The organism is Teredinibacter sp. KSP-S5-2 (genome assembly GCF_032773895.1).
GTDB lineage: Bacteria > Pseudomonadota > Gammaproteobacteria > Pseudomonadales > Cellvibrionaceae.
This window is the reverse complement of record NZ_CP120416.1, coordinates 3558395-3577946: the sequence shown is the minus strand read 5'-3', so window position 1 is coordinate 3577946 and position 19552 is coordinate 3558395. Positions and strand designations below refer to the sequence as shown.

12 protein-coding genes are annotated in these 19552 nt (G+C 45.6%); 10 read left to right on the top strand and 2 right to left on the bottom strand.

Annotated features, from left to right (window positions below; translation table 11 throughout):
• Positions 1–175: 175 nt before the first annotated feature.
• On the top strand, positions 176–3352 hold the full coding sequence (locus P5V12_RS15300; protein ID WP_316953953.1) for a hypothetical protein: 3177 nt from the start codon (positions 176–178) through the stop codon (positions 3350–3352).
• 320 nt (positions 3353–3672) lie between these two features.
• Here P5V12_RS15300 and P5V12_RS15295 read toward each other — a convergent pair whose 3' ends face one another.
• Complete coding sequence (locus tag P5V12_RS15295) at positions 3673–4164, bottom strand: hypothetical protein (RefSeq protein WP_316953952.1); 492 nt, start codon at positions 4162–4164, stop codon at positions 3673–3675.
• 457 nt (positions 4165–4621) lie between these two features.
• On the opposite strand from P5V12_RS15295, the gene P5V12_RS15290 reads away from it, so the two are divergent.
• The 6 genes from P5V12_RS15290 (at position 4622) to P5V12_RS15265 (ending at position 12383) form a co-directional block, all read left to right on the top strand.
• On the top strand, positions 4622–6097 hold the full coding sequence (locus tag P5V12_RS15290; protein WP_316953951.1) for a protein adenylyltransferase SelO: 1476 nt from the start codon (positions 4622–4624) through the stop codon (positions 6095–6097).
• A gap of 103 nt (positions 6098–6200) precedes the next feature.
• Positions 6201–7031 carry a 23S rRNA (adenine(2030)-N(6))-methyltransferase RlmJ gene (locus tag P5V12_RS15285; protein WP_316953950.1) on the top strand — a complete coding sequence of 277 codons (831 nt, stop codon included), beginning with the start codon at positions 6201–6203 and terminating at the stop codon, positions 7029–7031.
• 214 nt (positions 7032–7245) lie between these two features.
• Entirely contained in the window at positions 7246–10125 is a 2880-nt protein-coding gene (locus P5V12_RS15280) for a S8 family peptidase (RefSeq protein ID WP_316953949.1), read from the top strand.
• A gap of 452 nt (positions 10126–10577) precedes the next feature.
• Complete coding sequence (locus tag P5V12_RS15275) at positions 10578–11027, top strand: GyrI-like domain-containing protein (RefSeq protein ID WP_316953948.1); 450 nt, start codon at positions 10578–10580, stop codon at positions 11025–11027.
• Between the two features lie 83 nt (positions 11028–11110).
• On the top strand, positions 11111–11659 hold the full coding sequence (locus P5V12_RS15270) for a 2OG-Fe(II) oxygenase (RefSeq protein WP_316953947.1): 549 nt from the start codon (positions 11111–11113) through the stop codon (positions 11657–11659).
• Between the two features lie 76 nt (positions 11660–11735).
• Positions 11736–12383, top strand: coding sequence for a glutaredoxin family protein (locus P5V12_RS15265; RefSeq protein ID WP_316953946.1), 648 nt, complete (start codon positions 11736–11738; stop codon positions 12381–12383).
• A gap of 139 nt (positions 12384–12522) precedes the next feature.
• On the opposite strand, the gene P5V12_RS15260 is transcribed toward P5V12_RS15265, so the two are convergent.
• On the bottom strand, positions 12523–15357 hold the full coding sequence (locus P5V12_RS15260; protein WP_316953945.1) for a zinc dependent phospholipase C family protein: 2835 nt from the start codon (positions 15355–15357) through the stop codon (positions 12523–12525).
• 522 nt (positions 15358–15879) lie between these two features.
• Here P5V12_RS15260 and P5V12_RS15255 point away from each other — a divergent pair.
• From P5V12_RS15255 to P5V12_RS15245, 3 genes are all read left to right on the top strand, one after another.
• Complete coding sequence (locus P5V12_RS15255) at positions 15880–16884, top strand: nucleoid-associated protein (protein ID WP_316953944.1); 1005 nt, start codon at positions 15880–15882, stop codon at positions 16882–16884.
• Between the two features lie 124 nt (positions 16885–17008).
• Complete coding sequence (locus P5V12_RS15250) at positions 17009–17533, top strand: RNA polymerase sigma factor (RefSeq protein WP_316953943.1); 525 nt, start codon at positions 17009–17011, stop codon at positions 17531–17533.
• A gap of 1 nt (position 17534) precedes the next feature.
• Complete coding sequence (locus P5V12_RS15245; RefSeq protein WP_316953942.1) at positions 17535–19538, top strand: VWA domain-containing protein; 2004 nt, start codon at positions 17535–17537, stop codon at positions 19536–19538.
• Positions 19539–19552 lie beyond the last annotated feature (14 nt).

Below are 19552 nucleotides of genomic sequence, written 5' to 3'. Positions count from 1 at the left end.
ATTAAACAGTTTGTGTCCGCCTGGCCGACTGTTTATTGCATGCTGATTTTTACGAATAAATGACGTTTTAACTGACTTGTCGTGACACTTTTTTGAATGTTGTATTCATAGACAAATGGATAAAGTTCCCGCTGTTTAATTTTGAAAAGTGATTTGTCGTCATTGGGGGACGTGTATGGATATGCTTTTTGCATGGAAAAAACTGGTGTTTGTCACACTAATGACCGGGGCTTTGGCGGCCTGTGGTGGTGGAGGCGGTGGTGCCGGAGGGGGCGATCCAATGGGTTCTTCTTCATCGTCATCATCGAGCAGCTCCAGCTCTTCTGGTGGTGACTCAAACTCATCCAGCTCAAGCTCTTCCAGTAGTTCAAGTAGCAGTTCCAGTTCATCAGGAGGCGGAATTCCAGGTTCTTCAAGCTCATCCAGCTCGAGTTCTTCAAGTAGTTCCACTTCGTCCAGCAGCAGTTCCAGTTCCTCTGGTGGTGACTCTAATTCGTCCAGTTCAAGCAGCAGCTCCAGCTCATCGAGTTCAAGTTCTTCCAGCAGTTCAAGCAGCAGCTCTAGCTCGTCGAGTTCGAGTTCGTCCAGCAGTTCAAGCAGCAGCTCCAGCTCGTCGAGTTCGAGTTCGTCCAGCAGTTCAAGCAGCAGCTCCAGCTCGTCGAGTTCAAGTTCATCCAGCAGTTCAAGTAGCAGCTCCAGCTCGTCGAGTTCAAGTTCTTCCAGCAGTTCAAGTAGTAGCTCCAGTTCGTCTGGTGGCGCGGCTTTTGCGGTGGATGCCGGGGAAAACCAGCAGTACTTCGTGAATGAAAAAGTAAGTCTTTACTGCGGTCTTAACCCTAGTGATCATGCTGGTGTAACCTATGTGTGGGAGCAGACAGCAGGTGCTGAAACTGCTAGTTTGTCTGAGACCAGCACAAATAGCTGTACTTTTACGCCTCGCTTGACCGGCAATGCCGCCAGCTACACCTTTAAGGTCACAGCCACCGATGGCGTGGACACCGCCTCAGATACGGTTACCGTAACGGCGGCGGAATACGCCGGGTCAACGGTAGACGCTGCAATCGGCTCGTTCGGTAGCGCGCTGTCATTGGCGACTGTGGCGGAAGGCTATGTGATTTACGATTACATTCTCGATGGCGATCGAGCCTACGTCTTCCAGACCATGGACAGTACTGAAGAGCCTTCCATCATTCGTGGTGGCATTGTGACCTATGACGTGAGCGACCTGAGCAACCCGGTGGAGACCGGCCGGGTCTGGTTTAGCCACTTTAACCCGGCGAATAGTTCACAGTACGGTAAGTCCGTTAAGAAATATGGCAATACGCTCTATGCCGACACGGATTACTATCTGTTTGTTGTGGATGTGAGCACTGACCAACCTTCTGTGACTCATGGTATAAGCCTTAGTCGTTGGGTGGACTATGAGGTCGTGGGAACCTACATGATTGGTTACGGCTACGAAAGTGCTGCTGATCAAGCGGCGGGTATTGTGTCTGCAAGGGTCGCTAACCTGGACCCAAGTAACCTCTCCGGTACGGCTGACACTTACATGCGCAGCTTTTTAACCAGTTATACCTTTGATATCCAATTTCTAAGTGCCCCCTATGGTGTGACCAGCATGGCCATCGATGGCGACTACGTTTACTTCGGCGGTTGGAGTGGCACTAACCCCAGATTTGAAGTCTTTAAAGGTGTGACCAGTTCCCCGGAAGCGCTGCTATCCCGCGGCGCCAAAACATTGCTCGGATTCTCCACGGCAGATTACACGGTATCGCTTTTTGCCCGTAACGATTATGTCTATACCGTCAGTAGTGCAAAACGCAAAGCCTATTCATTGTGGCAAGCCAACACCAACTGGCCAACCGTTGAGGAACTTACCGGGCCGTTAAACTATATTGGTGACTTTATTGGCAGCGAAGGCGACGCGCTTTACGCCGTGCGTGGGCAAACCCTGCAAAAACTGGATTTGACCAACCCCCTGCTGCCACAGGTGTCGATGATGAATATCTGGCTGGAGGGGAACAACCTGTTACAGAAGTGCCGAGTGAACTTATCGCGCTTGTCCTGTGTTGTGGATAGTGGCCAGCGTGCGATTGTGGTGCCCAGCTTGTCATTTTCATCACCGGTGGCGGAAAGAGCATACGAGCCTGCAGTTGAAGGGCGGGCACCTATGTACGATTTCCACTTTTACACCAACGGAGCGACAGAGGTTCTTGCGGTTCTGGGTGACGTAGGGATCGAGTTTGTTAACTGGGCGGATACCAGTGAAGTTTACTACGACGGTTTTGGCGGCAGCAGAAGCAGCTATGTGTCTATGCTGGTGGACCCGGTAGATGAACTATTGTATGTCAGCAAAAGCCAGACTGGCCCAAGCGTCTTACCCAAACTTCGCCGCTATGACCTGTCCCGCAGTTTGACCGGTGGAGCAACCGATGCAACGGTCAGGGAGTTAACCGACGATTTCTATGATCTGGCCAGGGCACATTCTTCTACACCACTCAGCCACCTCTATGGCAAAGGGTTCAGCAGCACGGAATACGCTATTTTGGACACTGACCTGGCCACCTTTGGCGATGAAACCCTGATTACTGAACCGGGGTGGTCACGGGGCATGGGCGGTGTGCAAAACGAGAACCGTTTGTATCAGGCAAGAACAACCGGCCCCGGCGAATATGCTCTGTATGTACTGGATATCACCTCCCCGGAAGCGCCGCTCACCCTGAGCAGCAGCACCGTCATTCCGAGAGTGGTGGACATCAATATCGCCAATGACCGCCAGGACACCGACTATCTGGCATTGGCTGCGGCAGATGAAGGGGTGAGTATACGTACCGCTGCGGATGGCTCTGGTTACCAGCAGATCTGGCAAAATCAGGGTATAAACAGTTTTGCGGCTAAAGTGTATACCGCAGGTACCCGCCTGTATGTGGTCGATACCTATCACGGGGTTAAAGTGTTTGACACGTCCGACCCCCAGGCGACCTATTTGATTCAGTCCTATGCCACACCGGATTTCCCAAAAAGCGTGGCGTTTAACAATGGCGATGTGTACGTGAATGGCAAATTTGCCATTGAGCGTTTACCGGCAATGGAAGTCATGAGCGATCAGCAGTATGCGTCTGTGGTGAGTGGGACTGTGCTGACCTACGACCTGACCTGGGTGGGCGTGGACGCTGCTCAAGCCAAGTGTTTTGTGTCTCAGGGATCCTGCTCGGTCACCTTTAACCTGGCCAGCCAATCTGCTCAGGTTCAGTGGAACACTACCGGGTTATCGACGGCGGCGGAGATTCAGGTCATGGTGGGCAACAGTGCAGACTTTGCGGTATTCCGCGATCGTATCCACAGCTTCTAATTCAGTTCGAGCCCATTTGTATAAATGGGCTCTCTTTTCCTTTCTGTAGCCACAGAATCTAAGCAGGGATGCTTTTTTTAAGTGTTTCCGTTTTGTTTTGCCATTCATTTTTTCCATCTGGATTTTTGTCTACGTTCTATCTTTAACTGTTTAAAAATAAACAACGAAAACGTTTGATTCTACAACCGCTGAGATAAATTCAAGCAAGACGAAAACGCTGAGTTGGATAATGGAGAGCGTTTAATGGATAGAACTGAGGATAAGTTATTTTATCAATGACATCGCCCGACAACCAATGTTGCCGGGTGAGTAAAATGGGGTTACCAGTTATATGGTTTCTCTTCTATAAAATGCAGTTCAACATTTTTTACGGTTCCTTTAAAGCTATCCCTGCTATTACATTCTATGGAAAGCCAAGAAACTTTATCTGCACGGGTAAACTCAATAATTTTTTGGTCTGTTTGGTATCTTGGGCTGTGGTATCTCGTACCATAATGTGGGTTATATAGGCTTCCTCCATCAGAAGGTTCCTGTACAGAAAGGGTCGTCGGATTTATTGAGCAATCAAATTGTTCATTTGCGACATCTGGTTCGTAAGCGATAACCACTTTGTATAAATACTGAGACAAAATAGCGGGAAAGCGGCAATTGAACCGGCCATAGAGGTCGTAATTTACGCTAACATCCGCTTTGCTTTTTTGGTCGGCGCTGAAATACGAACAATAGGTTCCTGGTGGGTAAGACAATATGTCAGCAAGTGCTGAGTTTGAGGCGAAAAGAAGAAAAATAGAAGCTACAATAAATTTTTTCATATCGTTTCCTTTTGAATTAAAAAATATGGCGCATATTTCATTCTCAATATTAAAAAAAGAGAAGAAAAATGCGCGGAAACAATATCAACATCAATGGATATTGAGTTACGCAAAAACGTGGTGGAGTAGGACGGTTAAATCGTTACCTATTTTCAAATCCATAGGGTTAAATTTGCGTTGAACATGTTTCGTTTAATGTGGGGGGGTAGAGATGATCCAGTTTGGTTTATTTATACGGATTCTTTGCTGGTTTTCAGTCCTCAATTTTTTAAAAGCAAAAACGAAAACACCAGGTTAGATAAACGCTGACTTTTTAATGGGAAAGAATGACGGTGTGTTTTTGCTACAGCGGCTAGGCTGTAAGCGCATGGTGAGTGGGGTTTTTGCCCCGCTAGGCAAGGGCAGGCTTATTGTGTATCGTAGCCGGCTCTGAATACTCCAACTTCACCGGACTACTATGCTTTCCCTCGCGTTTGATAACAGCTATTGGCAAGAGCTAACGGGCTTCTATTCTGAGTGCTCGCCCGAACAGGTTCCTGATGCTCAATTGGTGTATTTCAACCATACCCTCGCCGAGGAGATCGGCGTGGACGCTGCGGACAGTGATCCCGCTGAGCTGGCGAGTATTTTTTCCGGTAATCATCTGCCCGACGGTGCGCAACCCATTGCACAGGTATACGCGGGCCATCAATTTGGCAGTTTTAACCCGCAACTGGGGGATGGTCGTGCCCACCTGTTAGGTGAAGTGCTTTCACCAACGGGCGAGCGTTGGGATATCGCGTTAAAAGGCTCAGGCAAAACCCCTTATTCCAGAGGTGGAGATGGCAAGGCGGCCATTGGCCCCATGCTGCGTGAAGTGCTTATTAGTGAGGCTATGCATTCCCTTGGTATTCCCACAACCCGTTCCCTGGCTGTGGTATTAACGGGTGAGGCCGTATATCGCGAAACCGCATTACCCGGTGCCGTATTAACTCGGGTTGCGGCCAGTCATTTACGCATTGGCACTTTTCAGTTTTACGCATCGCGCGGTCAGCAGGAGGCAGTGAAAAAACTGGCGGATTACACCATTACTCGCCATTACCCGGAAGCCAAAAATGCCACTAACCCCTATTTAGCAATGTTAAATGGCGTTGTTGAACAACAAGCGAATTTGATTGCGCAGTGGATGGGGGGGGGGTTTATTCATGGTGTGATGAATACCGACAACATGAGTCTGGCAGGAGAAACCATCGACTATGGCCCTTGTGCGTTTATGGACGCCTACTACCCCCACACGGTATTCAGCTCCATCGATCATCACGGCCGTTATGCTTATCGCAATCAACCGGCAATTGCCCAGTGGAATCTCGCGCGTTTTGCCGAAGCGCTGATTTCATTAATTGATGACGACACCGATAAAGCGATTGAATTGGCGACCGAGTCCGTGCTGCGTTTTGATACGCTTTATCAAAATAGCTGGCAGCGTGTCATGGCGACCAAGTTGGGTTTCTCGGAATCGCTGTTAACGGAGCAGCAATCGCTTATTGATGACTGGCTGGCATTGCTGAAAAATACACAAACCGATTTTACCCTGGCACATTATTATTTAATTTTTGCCGCTCAAGGTGATTCGACCCGTTTAATGGAACTGATCGGTGACCCGCAACAACTTGATGTTTGGTTGGCACAATGGCAACAGCTTCGGCAAGAAAACAATGTGGATACAACCGCAATAATTGAACGGATGCAAAAACAGAATCCGCGAATTATTCCACGTAATCACCATGTCGAATATGTGTTAAAAGAAGCCAGCGAAAATGGCAACTACCAACCCTTTAAACAATTTTTAACGGCGTTACATAACCCCTACAGTCAGGATGTTCTATTTGACGAGTGGCAACATCCTGCCGACCCGGAATTTACCCGCGACTATCAAACTTTTTGTGGTACGTGATACACCCTATATCTTTTTTCTCCCACAATGAAGCGTTAACTACATTGTGGGGTTTATTAACAACCTGCATGCGCGTGCGTGCAGGTTTTTTGAGTAATGAGTTATGTTGAGCTACCAACACCAATACCACGCAGGCAATCATGGTGATGTACTAAAACACTGGTTATTGATTGAAACCATTCTGTACATGCAGAAAAAAGAAAAACCTTTCGACTATATTGATACCCATGCCGGCGCGGGTTTTTATGCGTTGCACTCACACTTCTCACGTAAAACCGGCGAGGCGGAACAGGGCGTCTTAAAATTGGATTGGACACAGCTTCCTGGTTTAAAAAACTACTACCAACAAATACAGGTCGACCTGGGAGCTTGGAATTATCCTGGCTCGCCAGCGTTGGTGAATCAAATGTTGCGCAGGGACGATCGTTCCTGGTTGTTTGAAATGCATCCGCAAACCTTTGATGATTTGAAAAAACATTGCCAAAAACGTAAACGTACTTTTATCGAACAGCAAGATGGTTTTCAGGGCGTGATTCGTTTATTGCCTACGACATCACGTCGGGCTCTGGTATTAATGGACCCGTCCTACGAAGTGAAAACCGATTATCAAACAGTATTGGATGTGATCAATAAAGCCAGTAAAAAAATGCCGCAGACGGTTTTTTTACTGTGGTATCCGGTTGTCGATCGCAGCACCATTGATCAGATGGAAAAAAAAATCATCAATAAAACCGAACTGAGTAATGTGCATTTGTTTGAAATGGGCATTGATGACGATGAAAAACCGGGTATGACCGCTTCCGGTATCATCGCGGTGAATCCACCCTGGACACTAAAAGATACTTTCGCTGCCCAGATCGAAAACCTGTCGGCTCAGCTTGCTGTTGACGGTAAAAGTCGCTGGCGTTACCAATGCCTGGTGGAAGAAAAATAATGAACCTTACGCTGGTATGAGGGAGGAATACTTCCATTCGTATGATGCTGGTATTTTTCCGGCATCAAATGTGGTTCTTCTCTGCGTAAAGCGTCTATTGTTGTTCGCATTAAAAAAAGTATTGAGGTTTTGTTGAGGGTCTTCGTCCTTAGGAATAGCCCGGCGTGGAGGTGTGTCGCTGGAGTGCTATCTAACAATAACGAGGATCTTCAACGTGAAAAGCTCAACTCCATTACAAACCCTGAAACGGTTTGGCTTGGCCGCAGCCATTGCGGCGGTAACATGGCAGGCAAACACAGCATATTCCAGTGATGAGGTACAGGTACTGCGTAACGCTGAGTTAACAGCGCGTGCATTGACTGAAGCCACCCCGGCGGCCACAAGTGAAATTCGTTTAATCGGCCAATCAACCTATCAAATTCGTTTTGGTGAAGAAGAATTTTCCCGCGCTTTACCGCAACGCCACGAAATTAAATTGCGCCAGCAACGCTTTGATCCTTTAGAGGAAAACCTGAGCCGCAGCGAGAGCCGGTACAGTCATTTACTTAAAGCAGATAGCCAGGACAATTTGCATATTGTGCAATTGCATACCCAAGCCTTTGCTGAATACCAACAAGCAATTCGTGATGCCGGGGGCGAGATTGTTGGCCACCTTGCAGACCACGCGCTGATTGTGCGCATGTCCGAGCAAGAAAAAAACACCATCGAAAAACAACACTATGTGCGTTGGGTAGGGGTGTACCAACCGCTGTATAAAATGGCGGACTCTGTGGTTGCACAAACTGAATCCCGGTCAGCCAATACAGAAAAATATTCCGTGTTGGTCTTCCAGCCCGGCATGCAACATACCCTTGCTGAAAAATTAAAAGACTGGGGTGTGGAAATTAATTACCTTGGTGAAAGCACGCGCTTGGAAGTGTCATTAACACCAGAGCAATTAACGCAATTGGCGCAACAAAATGAAGTGTCTTTTATTGACTCCTGGACCGATTCACAAACCTACGATGATATTGCAGAGCAAAGCAGCGGCTCGGCGCATTTACAACAGGTAGCCAATTACTATGGCCAGGGTGTTCGTGGTCAGGTAATGGATGACGGAATCTATACCGCCCATGGCGATTTTCAAAAACGTCCGCCGTTGTACCAAGGTGTGTATGGTTCCGCCAGCCCGGAACGACACGGTACCGGAACCTACGGCATTGTTTTTGGTGATGGCACTGGCGACCCGAAAGCACGTTCACCGCTTTCCGAAGGCCAGGGTATTTTCGCTTCCTATCGCAGTTTGGAAGTGGCCGATCGTATGAGCCTCGCCAAAGATTTGGTTGACCCACAAAAAGGCTATCGAGGTGTATTTCAATCCAATAGCTGGGGTAAAGGCGTTATCGATACCGCGGACTACGATAGTTATGCCGCAGAATTGGATAACATTGCATTTGAAACCGGATTATTAATTTTAAATGCGGCAGGTAACCACGGTAATTTTGGCCCGGAAGGAAAAATGGAACGTTTAGCCTTTGCCAAAAATATTATTTCCGTAGGTGGCGTGCATCACTTTAATACCTTAACCCGTGCAGATGATAAATGGGCCGACGGTAATATATATCCGAGCGGTCGTTTTGCGGCAGACGGTCGTATCAAGCCGGATCTGCTCCACTTCTTCGATGAAATTAATGCACCCCATAATTCCGGCCCAGATAAATACAATAGTTTTGGTGGCACCAGTGGTGCAACACCGTTAACTGCTGGCCATGCCGGGTTGGTTTTCCAAATGTGGGCCGATGGTGTATTTGATGGCGGCCCCGGTAAAGGCCGTGATGTGTTTGATAGCCGCCCTAAAATGGCGACGGTTAAAGCGCTAATGATTAATACAGCCAACCAATATGACTTCAGTGGTTTGGATGCCGACCTGCGTCGCAGCCATCAGGGTTGGGGTATGGTGGATGTGAAAAGCTTGTACGAAGAAGCGAAAAAGAATAGCTGGTCATTACCGATTCTGGTGAACGAAACAGAAATTCTGAAACCGCTGCAAGTGCATCGCTATACTTTGCAAAGCTCCGGTACTTCGCCAATTAAAGCCACTTTAGTGTATACCGACCCAGCGGGCTTACCCAGTTCGGCGCAACACCGCATTAACGACCTTACCCTTAAAGTCACCAGTCCCAACGGCACGGTTTACTGGGGGAATAATGGCTTAAAAGAAAATATGTGGTCGGTGCCCGGTGGTAGCCCCAACATTGTCGACACAGTGGAAAATGTGTTTGTACAAAACCCACAAGCCGGTGTGTGGACATTGGAAGTGCGTGGCGATGAAATTGTGCAGGACTCCCATTTGGAAACCGCAGAATTGGATGCCGACTATGCGCTCGTCGTGAGTGCGGGCAGTGCCGGTGGTTCGTCTACCTCTTCAAGCTCCAGCTCAAGCTCAAGCAGCAGTAGCTCCTCGTCGTCTTCCAGTTCATCGTCGAGCAGCTCTTCTTCGTCCAGTTCAAGCAGCAGCTCAAGTAGCTCGTCGTCATCCAGTAGTTCGAGCAGCTCGTCCTCTTCATCCAGCTCCAGCAGCTCATCCGGTGGCAATGTGTGTACTTCACCGCAGTATGTGGCGGGTACCAGTTATAGCCAGGGTGCAAAAGTGCAAAACCTTGGGCAAGAGTTCAACTGTAAAGTAGCGGGATGGTGTTCGTCTGCGGCAGCCTGGGCTTATGAACCCGGTAAAGGTTTGTATTGGACATCTGCCTGGGACAGCGCTGGCCAGTGTGGCGGGTCGTCAAGCAGCTCATCGTCATCCAGTTCCAGCAGCAGTTCTTCTTCCAGTTCATCGTCGAGCAGTTCTTCCAGTAGTTCCAGTTCAAGCAGCAGTAGTTCGTCTTCGTCCAGTTCGTCATCCAGTAGCTCCAGCTCTTCCTCGAGCAGTAGTTCATCGGGTGGTGCGGCGTGTAATGGCATTCCTGTATGGGATACCGGCGCAACCTACGTTGGCGGTGATCAAGTGCAGTACAACAATAATAAATACGAAGCACGTTGGTGGACGCAAGGTGCCAACCCTGAGTCCAACTCCAGTGAGTGGGCTGTTTGGAAACCTCTGGGAGGTTGTTAATCTTTTTAATTCCTTAAGTCTTTCCTTCTTTGAACCCCGTTGGTGAAAATCAATGGGGTTTTTATTTCTCTCTTGAGTCTGCTAAACCCTATCTTTCCGAATTAGATATTTAAAGAGGGGTCAAGCAACCTATATGTTGTTATCAGTAAATCAAACACTACGCGCTCGACATGCCGTAAATCCATCCACGGAGGCTCGTCGACAGCCTCCATGCTGTCGACGGTCGCGCGCATAGAATCTGATTTACCTCCTCGTGTCTACAAGGGGAAAGGTTTACCGGTTCTAACTGATAGTTAATCACGACTAATTCTGTTCGATATAAATGGTCGACTTGGATGCTTTCTTTCTGTCAACATAACTTTGTTATTTCATCGCGATAATATCTAATTACAAGAAATACACTATCGTGTCATACAATATGCATATATTCAGTCATGCTTGACGGAGAACACATGGAAATAAAACATCTGGAATCTTTTACGTTAAAAGGGTTAAAAGCGAGAACACAAAATAGCAAGGAGATGGACGCCACAACGGCTAAAATTGGTGACCTATGGGCACTTTTTTATCAGGATTTAGGGCCGAAGCTGGAAGATGGTGCGAATATTTATGGTGTTTATACCAATTATCAATCTGATATGAATGGTGAATACGACATTATCGCCTGCACAAATGGATTGCCAAATTATGAATCTGCCGAACTGGTAGAAATAAAAGTCGAAACAGGAAAATATTTATTATTCAAAGGTAAAGGCGAAATGCCGGAGGCGGTCATCAGTCTGTGGGGCGAAATATGGCATTATTTTTCTTCAGAGCATTGTGTTCATACGCGAACATACACTACCGACTTTGAATACTATAAAAGCGATTCAGAAATCGAGATATATATTGCGATTCAATAGTCGCAAATCAATCTCACTCGGGCATTGCTTGGGTGAGTACTAACATCCGTAAAACGGAATTCACTGAATAGGAGAAGTAATAAATGGACGTAATCCAATACCCTGATGGAACAAAACTCATTCCGGATTTTTTATCTGCACAAGAATGTCACGCACTAATTCTTCGTGGCGAAGAAATGGGCTACGAAGAAGCGGCGATTAACACTGGTTACGGTCAGGAAATATTCAAAGATATTCGAAATAACGACAGAGTCTTTTTTGATGATGTTGATTTAGCTGAAAGGCTATTCGGTAAAATAAAACCCTACGTGCCAAAAGGTTTTAATGGGTGGAAAGTGCATGGACTTAATGAGCGTTTCCGGTTTTATCGTTATCAACCAGGCCAATACTTTAAATGGCACCGGGATGGTTCTTACCAAAGGAACTTCCGTGAAGAAAGCAAAATCACATTTATGGTGTATTTAAACGACGACTATGTTGGCGGAAAAACTGAATTTCGGCATTATCAGGTTTCCCCGAAAACTGGCGCTGCATTGGTTTTCCCTCATCCGTTAATGCATCAGGGAGCCCCGATTGAACAGGGAGAAAAATACATATTGCGCACAGATGTAATGTATCGGATTGTTTTTTGATCAGCAGGGGTATGTCGGCAAAAATTTTCTGATACAGTTCCAGTAAAAAATAAGAACAGATATTCAGGCATAGCATATGAAAAACCTAATAATATGTGTCCTACTTATTGCCGCTGGATGGTATTGGTATACAGGAAAACTACCGGGGCTACCCGGTGCCGGTGCTTATGACGAGGCCGGGAACCCAACAGTATTAATTTTTACTATTGACGATTGCAATGGCTACTGCGAGAAAGGTGTATCTGAACTGCGTAGTCGTCAGGTTCCTTTTGAGGAGCTGCGAATCAACCCGAATAACCTGGACGATAAAAATGTGAAATTGTGGCGGAAACTCGGGCGAGGCAATTTCCCTTTTTTCGCCTCGGGGGAAGACACCGTTATCGGCTATGAAAAATGGCAAATCGCCGCGATGCTGGGTAAAAATTTTGGTGATGCTTATTTAACCTCCACAGAAAAAAACTATTTTGCCAAACATTTTTATGATGATGGTACGCCACGCATTGTTATGTACGGTGCGGATTGGTGCCCTTACTGCCGTAAACTACGAAATGAAATGAATGAAGACAATGTCGATTTTCTGGAGATTGACGTTGAAAAACGTGGCGATAAACAACAGATTATCGACACCTTAGGCGTTTATGGTTATCCGGTTGTATGGGTCGGCCACAAACGCGTAAGAAAAGCCGAACTGAGCAGTATTTATGAAACCATAAGGCAATATTGACAAACAGTGCAGCCAAACAGGTTTGTTTCTAGTGTTTATTCAAAAAAACTATGACTTATTTTTGAGGAAAGAGCCCGGTTCGTATTCTTCTAGATTTCTGGTCTAGTGAAGTTGAACCGGGTATATGAAGCTAGCTACATTAGTGCAAAATACTCAATACAGGGATAAGCCAGGAAACTATGCACGATTGATCTTGTTCTCCATCTGGAAATGGATTGCTTTCACAAGGGCGGTATGGATAACTACTGGGGATTACTGGTTTCAATCCATAGCGATAAGGAACTTGAATCGCGGCAACATTCGGACCAATAAATATTCTGTTAAATACATTCTTTCTGGCTAGGTCATCTTGATACAAGCGGAACCCTTTTCCTTGTTCAAGTCTGGGCGAGTAACTCAGATTGCCCAGATGCATCGGGTCTTTTCCATCCTTTCTAATATGACGTGGTGGTTCCTCCAACCATTGGTGATCGCCATCTAACGTTCTTACACTGCCGAAGAGAATATTAAAAGGATCTGCGATTCTCTCGTTATCATTGTATGCTGCAGGATCGTAATATTCAGAGATGAAATTTAGTCCATCGCTAACCCATGAATCTTCATCATATATTTCATATGCATCAGCAATAAACTGAAGGAGTTTATCGAGATTCTTTTCATCTTTATGGATCTGATTTACGGGGCTTTGCAAATAAGCTTTGTATGCAGAATCATCAAATAGGGTCGAGCCGTATTTGCCAGAATGTCCACCGGCTATTGAGACAAGACGGTTTAATTCACTAGCATCTAAAAGAGATAGTTTAGCTAGAACTATAGCGTTATATGCAGGGGCGAATTTATTTTTATCAAAATAGCCATTTTGAACATGCATCTCCTGAATCATTCGATTGGAAAACGGATCAGTAATTTGATTAAAAGTTAAATAATTATTTTGTTGCAGGGTCGTAGAAAATTGATCGTCCATGTCAATGGTGCCATCATAGAGAGAGACTAAAACTTTAAACTCTTCGATCTCTTTGAGTTGCTGTATTGCGAAATCTTTCGCCGCGTCCTTCATTACAGTATCGATTTTGGTTTTGGTTATAACCATGTCCTCTGGAATGCCTATTGACGTTGAAAATTCCGTAGCAAATTGATCGATTTCTTCAGTCCATTTATGAATCCCTTTTTGAATATTGTCGATATTGATTTTTCCTGCACACAATAGTTCGGATGTGAATGGGGTAACCCCGGCCATTTTAACGCCTTCACATATTAGCCATTCTTCCAATATATCTGTCGCATCTTTAACCTTTCCTCCTTCCAAAAGTGCGTCTACGATTTTTCTTTGCGTTTCTACATACGCTGGTATAGCTTGATTTACTCCTCGCTGCCAATCTAATACAGCATCATATATCCATTCGGCAGCAAACCCGTCCCAGTCTTCTGTGAAATAGGCGTATAGGAACGCGACGACATAGGGGCCGCTCTCTACCGCTCCCACATTCCCAGTTTGCATAATTTCGTCTATATTTTTGCACCTGTTTGCATTGATTTTGTCTATCTCATTCATAAAATCAATGATTAGATCTCTAGAGATATTTTGATTAGCTTTGGCTCTGGCGACGATGCTATGTCCAGATACAAGCATTTGGTTAAAACTTATGGTTACGTCAATTTGGAATGCCCCCGCAATTCTGTGAACTTCAGTTGCGGCTTGTATTAAGCTTTGTTTTAGTTTAAGTAACTCAGAATCTATGTTTTGTTTTATATTTAGTAAATCCCGTTCTAAACTGGATACTTCATTTCTTAAACTGCTAACAAGCGAGTCAATCAACCTGTTGGCTCTTTTACATCCTGGATCTTCGTTACCAAAGATATCCTCAGGGCATCTGATTTTCTTTCTAAGTTCTCTTTCGATATCAAAAAATTTATTGTCAATGCTTTGTTTTGTTGAAAGCATTTGATTTTCTAGCGAATGCAACTTGTCTAAACTGGATTTGGCTACTTCAAATCCCATATTTTCGTATTTTATCGCATAGGCGTCTAAAGATGAGTTTGTGGCATTCAGGCCGTTGTCAACTCTTGTTGATGCTTGATCAATTTCGTGTGTGATATTAATTATCTGCTGGTCTAGCTTTTCTACTTCCTCTTTGTTTACGCTGATTGTTTCTGCTTGACAGCTTTCTCTTACAATATCCTTTTCCGCGTTGTGAAGTTCTTCTCGTTCGTCGTGAACACTTTGGACTAAATCGCCAAGCGCTGCTTGGTTCTGTGACCGGAACGTTTTTACTGCGGCAATGATTAAGGGTAAACCTTCTCGAAGGTAACTCGCTAATGCAAGGTGAGGGGCAACTAATGTGTACTTGTCTCTAACTCGGGGAGTATAGATGAGTTCTTCAGCTATAAAATCATACATGTTCTGAATCGAGCCTTGATGATAGGCTTTGATATCTACATAAGGCGTATGGTCACCGATGAAATCTTCTACTAGAAAGTGTCGGTATTCGCCCTCTTGTCCGTCACCGTCAAATATGTTGTAGATCGATCCTGAATAGGTGTTGACATAACTATGAGACCAAAAGTCAGAAGCCCCGTGAGCAAGGAACCCCATTGTGAAAGCGAGAGCTTCGTCGTCCATATACTTTCGTTTTCGTATAAGGTGCGCAAACCACTGATCTGAGTTCCATCCGGATGAAAGCTTTCCTTCTTGGTGTTCCGTTTTCCCCGGATGGGTTGTTAATTGGCCTGCAAGTATGTCGGGGAAAAAATCCGGGCCAACGTTTCCGTATAAGTATGCCTGTGGATTATTTTTTATTGCGCTCAGTATGTCCTGATTAACCGAAAATTCGCCAAAAGGCTCAATAGTGACTTTATCATCATATAAGTCTTCCAGAACTTCAGAGCCAACCCATACATGAGTATTGATTTTAAATGCTAATACTTTGGCAGGAATTAGGAGTGCAAGAAATAGGAATAATATTGCTCTGTACATATAAGTGTTTCCCTGTTAAAAACTTTTTTTCCAAAATACTTAAAGATCAGAAAGTTTTCTTTTTGTAATGAAGAAATGCTATATCTGGGACGTTGTACGTATTTGTAACAACTATTTTCGAACAAAGAGACAAAACCATTGTGCTGACTTGAATGGATCGAGGGAGTGTAATTTGAGAGCAGTCCCTTGTATTGAAATCTTTCTCCTGGCACAACATCCGCGTTTGAGCTCTGAATATATCTTTACTCTGGATAAAATGTCAACAGCGATAGTATGTGTGTGGTGGTCAGATTCGCTATGATTTCTTTTGGTTTGATATGAATTAAAATCCAAGGGGTTTTGATTATTCTTTCCATGCTCCTCTCGAAAGTGGGTTAGAGGGGGGGGTAAATATGAGAAAACCATTATCAACTAGGTGCTCACTGCATACACTGTAAGCCCTGGCTATTTCTCTGCCACTTCGGCCCCTTATCCCCTATAATGCGCGGTTTTGATCCAGACCATCCAACCGGGGTTGTTACCATGGCTTTTACTCGCATCATTGCTCACCAGATCCAGCGCTTATTGCCCGAGCAGGAGGCAACGCTCAAGTTGCGGCCGGAAGAGTGCGAGTTGGATGGCCGCCTGGAAGAGTGCGCACGGGAACTCAAGCTCACCTTTATCAAAAAGCAGGGCAAGATGTATGGCCGGTTTTCCAGCGATATTGCCGAACACCCCATTTCCGCTTGCCTCAAGCAATACCGTGAAGAGCGTATAAGCTTTACCACGTTCACCCACACCGCCATGAAACACTTCAAGGCCGACCTCGATAAAGTGGCTGTACCCGTTGAAGCGTATGTGTTTTTTGTTGAGGAGAAGCTGGAAAACACCGAGGTTCTATCCATTTACCTCGTGTACCACAACTCGGCGCAATACTTGAACGGTGAGTTGAAACTGGAAGACTCACTGTATTTGGATACCTCAGGCATAAAACTGGCGGCGCGGATCAACCTTACCGAATGGCAAAGCGACGATGCCATGTTGAACTACCTCAGCGTATTGCCCTGGCGAGGGGAGAAAGAACTGACGGATGTCTTCGTTCACTTTAGTGGTATTACCGACAAGCTGGATATCAAAGCCGAAACCGAAACGTTTCTGGAAATCGTCACCGACTACGCCCAAACCCAGCCGGAAGAAACCGCACGGGAAATCAAAAATACCGTGGTGGATTACTGCCTGGAACAGCACAAACAGGGTCGCCCCGTATTAATCAAAGAGCTTTCCCCGCAAATCAGCGAGGAAACCCAGGACAAGTTCGAAAAGTTCGCGCAGCAAAAACAACCCCAGTTGCGCCCGGAACTGATTCCCGACCAGAGCCAGCTTCGTCAATATATCCGCATTAGTGGCCGGGACGAGCGATTAAGCATGAGTTTTTCCGCCGAGTGCCTGGGTGAATCCATCGTCTACAATGAGGACGACGACAGCCTGGTGATAAACAATATTCCGTCTTCATTAAAAAGCCGGTTGGTTAAACACCTGAAAGGCTAGGGGCTAACCTAGAAAAATCAACGGGTTGCACGCCCGGAAATACGATTTGAAGAAAATTTAGAAAAATACCCAAGTAAACCCAGCCCCCTGTCGTCTAACCTGAAAAACACCCAAACAGGCGCCTATGGAAGAGACAGAATTAATTAAGCTCGCTCAGCACGGGGACGCCAAGGCCTTTGAGCAGCTTATTGATAATCGATACGACACCATTTATCGCTTTGCCTATAAATGGTGTGGCAATGATGTGGACGCGCAGGATATTGCGCAACAAGCCTGCGTCAAACTAGCCCGCAACCTGAAACAATTTCGTTTTGAATCGGCCTTTTCCAGTTGGTTGTATCGGCTGGTAATTAACTGCGCAAAAGATTGGCAGAAAACGCACAACAGATATCAGACACAAACCGACCACCTGCCCGAACAAGCTTCCTCCTCCAGCACACACGAGTCAGCAATTTACCTGCAACAAATTTTGGAAAAAGTCTCCCGCTTGGGTGAAGGTTTTCGCGAAACCTTATTATTGGTGATGGCCGAAGGTTTTACCCATAAAGAGGTGGCACATATTCTCGGTACGCAGGAAGGCACGGTGTCCTGGCGAATGCACGAAATTCGAAAAAGTCTCAACCTCTTGCACGAAAAGGGGGTGGAATAACATGAACGAAAATGAATTGAAGCAATTATTGAATCAAGTGGAAGATATTCAAATCGATCCGAAAGCCAAGGCCAAAGCAATGGCATTGGCCATGCAGGAGTTTGATAAAGTTCAGGAGCAAACCCAAGAAAAAAATTCCCAAGGAATAGCGCACTTTTTCCGTCTCACTTGTAACTCAGTAAAAACAAGTGGGAGAACGATAATGGAGCTACTTAATCAAAAATGGTTTCTTGGTGCGACTGCCTCCGTATGCACCGTATTTCTCGGCGTCATACTATTTATTCAGCCAAAAGACAGCATTCAGGTGGATTCGTCCAAAGTGGCTCCTTTACCTGAACTTGCTAGCCAGGCAGCACCAGAGCCTGAAAAGCTTGTGCGCTCAAAATCCGCCAAAAAAGAATTGAATACCAATGCTGCTCCAGATGTGCAGATGATGATTGAGGAAGAGGTGGTTGTTTCGGGAATTCGTGAGCAAATAATTCCGGCCGGAAAAGCTTTCTCCAGCCCGCAACCAAAACGCATGATTTCACCGGCTGCTCGCGTTGCGGCAGATTTTGCTCAGGGGTATATGCCGCAGGAAGTAAATAATAATGAGTTCGAATCCTTTGAACCGCAGGGTGTAAAATCCGTAGCGATAGAACCTGTCTCCACATTTTCTATTGATGTGGATACCACCTCATACAGCTTTGTTCGTCGACAGCTCAATATGGGTAACATGCCCGAGCGCGATGCTATTCGCCTGGAAGAAATGGTAAATTATTTTGATTACCAGTATCCAATGCCAACGAATAAAAATACTCCTTTCAAGCCCAGTATTACGGTTGTGGATTCGCCCTGGAATTCCGGCAATAAATTGGTTCACATTGGCATTAAAGGGTATGACATTCCCCTGCGTGTTCAACCCAAAGTCAATCTGGTTTTCTTGTTGGATGTCTCCGGCTCCATGAATGCACCAGACAAACTGCCACTGGTAAAAAAATCGATGGAGTTGTTACTTAGCCAGCTTTCACCAGAAGACACAGTCGCTATCGCCGTCTATGCCGGTGCGGCGGGCACAGTGCTTGAGCCAACACAGGTAAAAGAAAAACACAAAATATTGTCCGCCATGAATGGCTTGAGTGCGGGTGGTTCCACTGCCGGTGCTCTGGGAATTGAGTTGGCGTATCAGTTGGCGCAACAAAATTTTGATAAAAACGCAGTCAACCGAATAATTTTGGCAACCGATGGTGATTTTAATGTGGGTATCAGTAACCCAGAGCAATTAAAACACTACGTTGAAGAGAAACGTAAAACCGGTGTGTTTTTATCGGTGCTGGGGTTTGGTGATGGCAACTATAAAGACAGCTTGACGCAGGCTCTGGCGCAAAATGGTAACGGCGTTGCAGCGTATATTGATACCTTAAATGAAGCTCAAAAAGTATTGGTGAAAGAGGCGCGTTCATCGCTGTTCCCGATTGCGAAGGATGTCAAAATCCAAGTGGAATTTAATCCGAGTCAGGTAGCAGAATACCGATTGCTAGGTTATGAAACCCGTGCTTTGGCTAAAGAGGATTTTAATAACGATAAAGTGGATGCCGGTGAAATTGGTTCGGGCCATACGGTGACTGCGATTTATGAAATTACACCGGTTAATAGTCATTCGGCGTTGGTGGATGCTCCTCGTTACGCTAAAAATAAACCGAATGCACCAGGGCTGGATAATTCTTCTTCAGACAATATGGAATATGGTTTTATTAAAATTCGCTACAAGCTGCCATATGAAGATGTGTCGACAAAAATTGAAGCACCGATTTTGGTTAATAATCAACAGGATTCTAATTTAACAGAGGTAAATTTTTCTGTCGCCGTAGCGGGTTTTGCGGAGTTGTTGAAAGGGGGTAAATACACTCGCGATTGGACTTATGATGATGCGTTGAATCTCGCACAGAAGAATAAAGGCGAGGATTTATATGGTTACAGAGCGGAGTTGGTTCAGTTAATTCGTAACGCAAAAATTGCACACTAACCCAAATTGAAGAG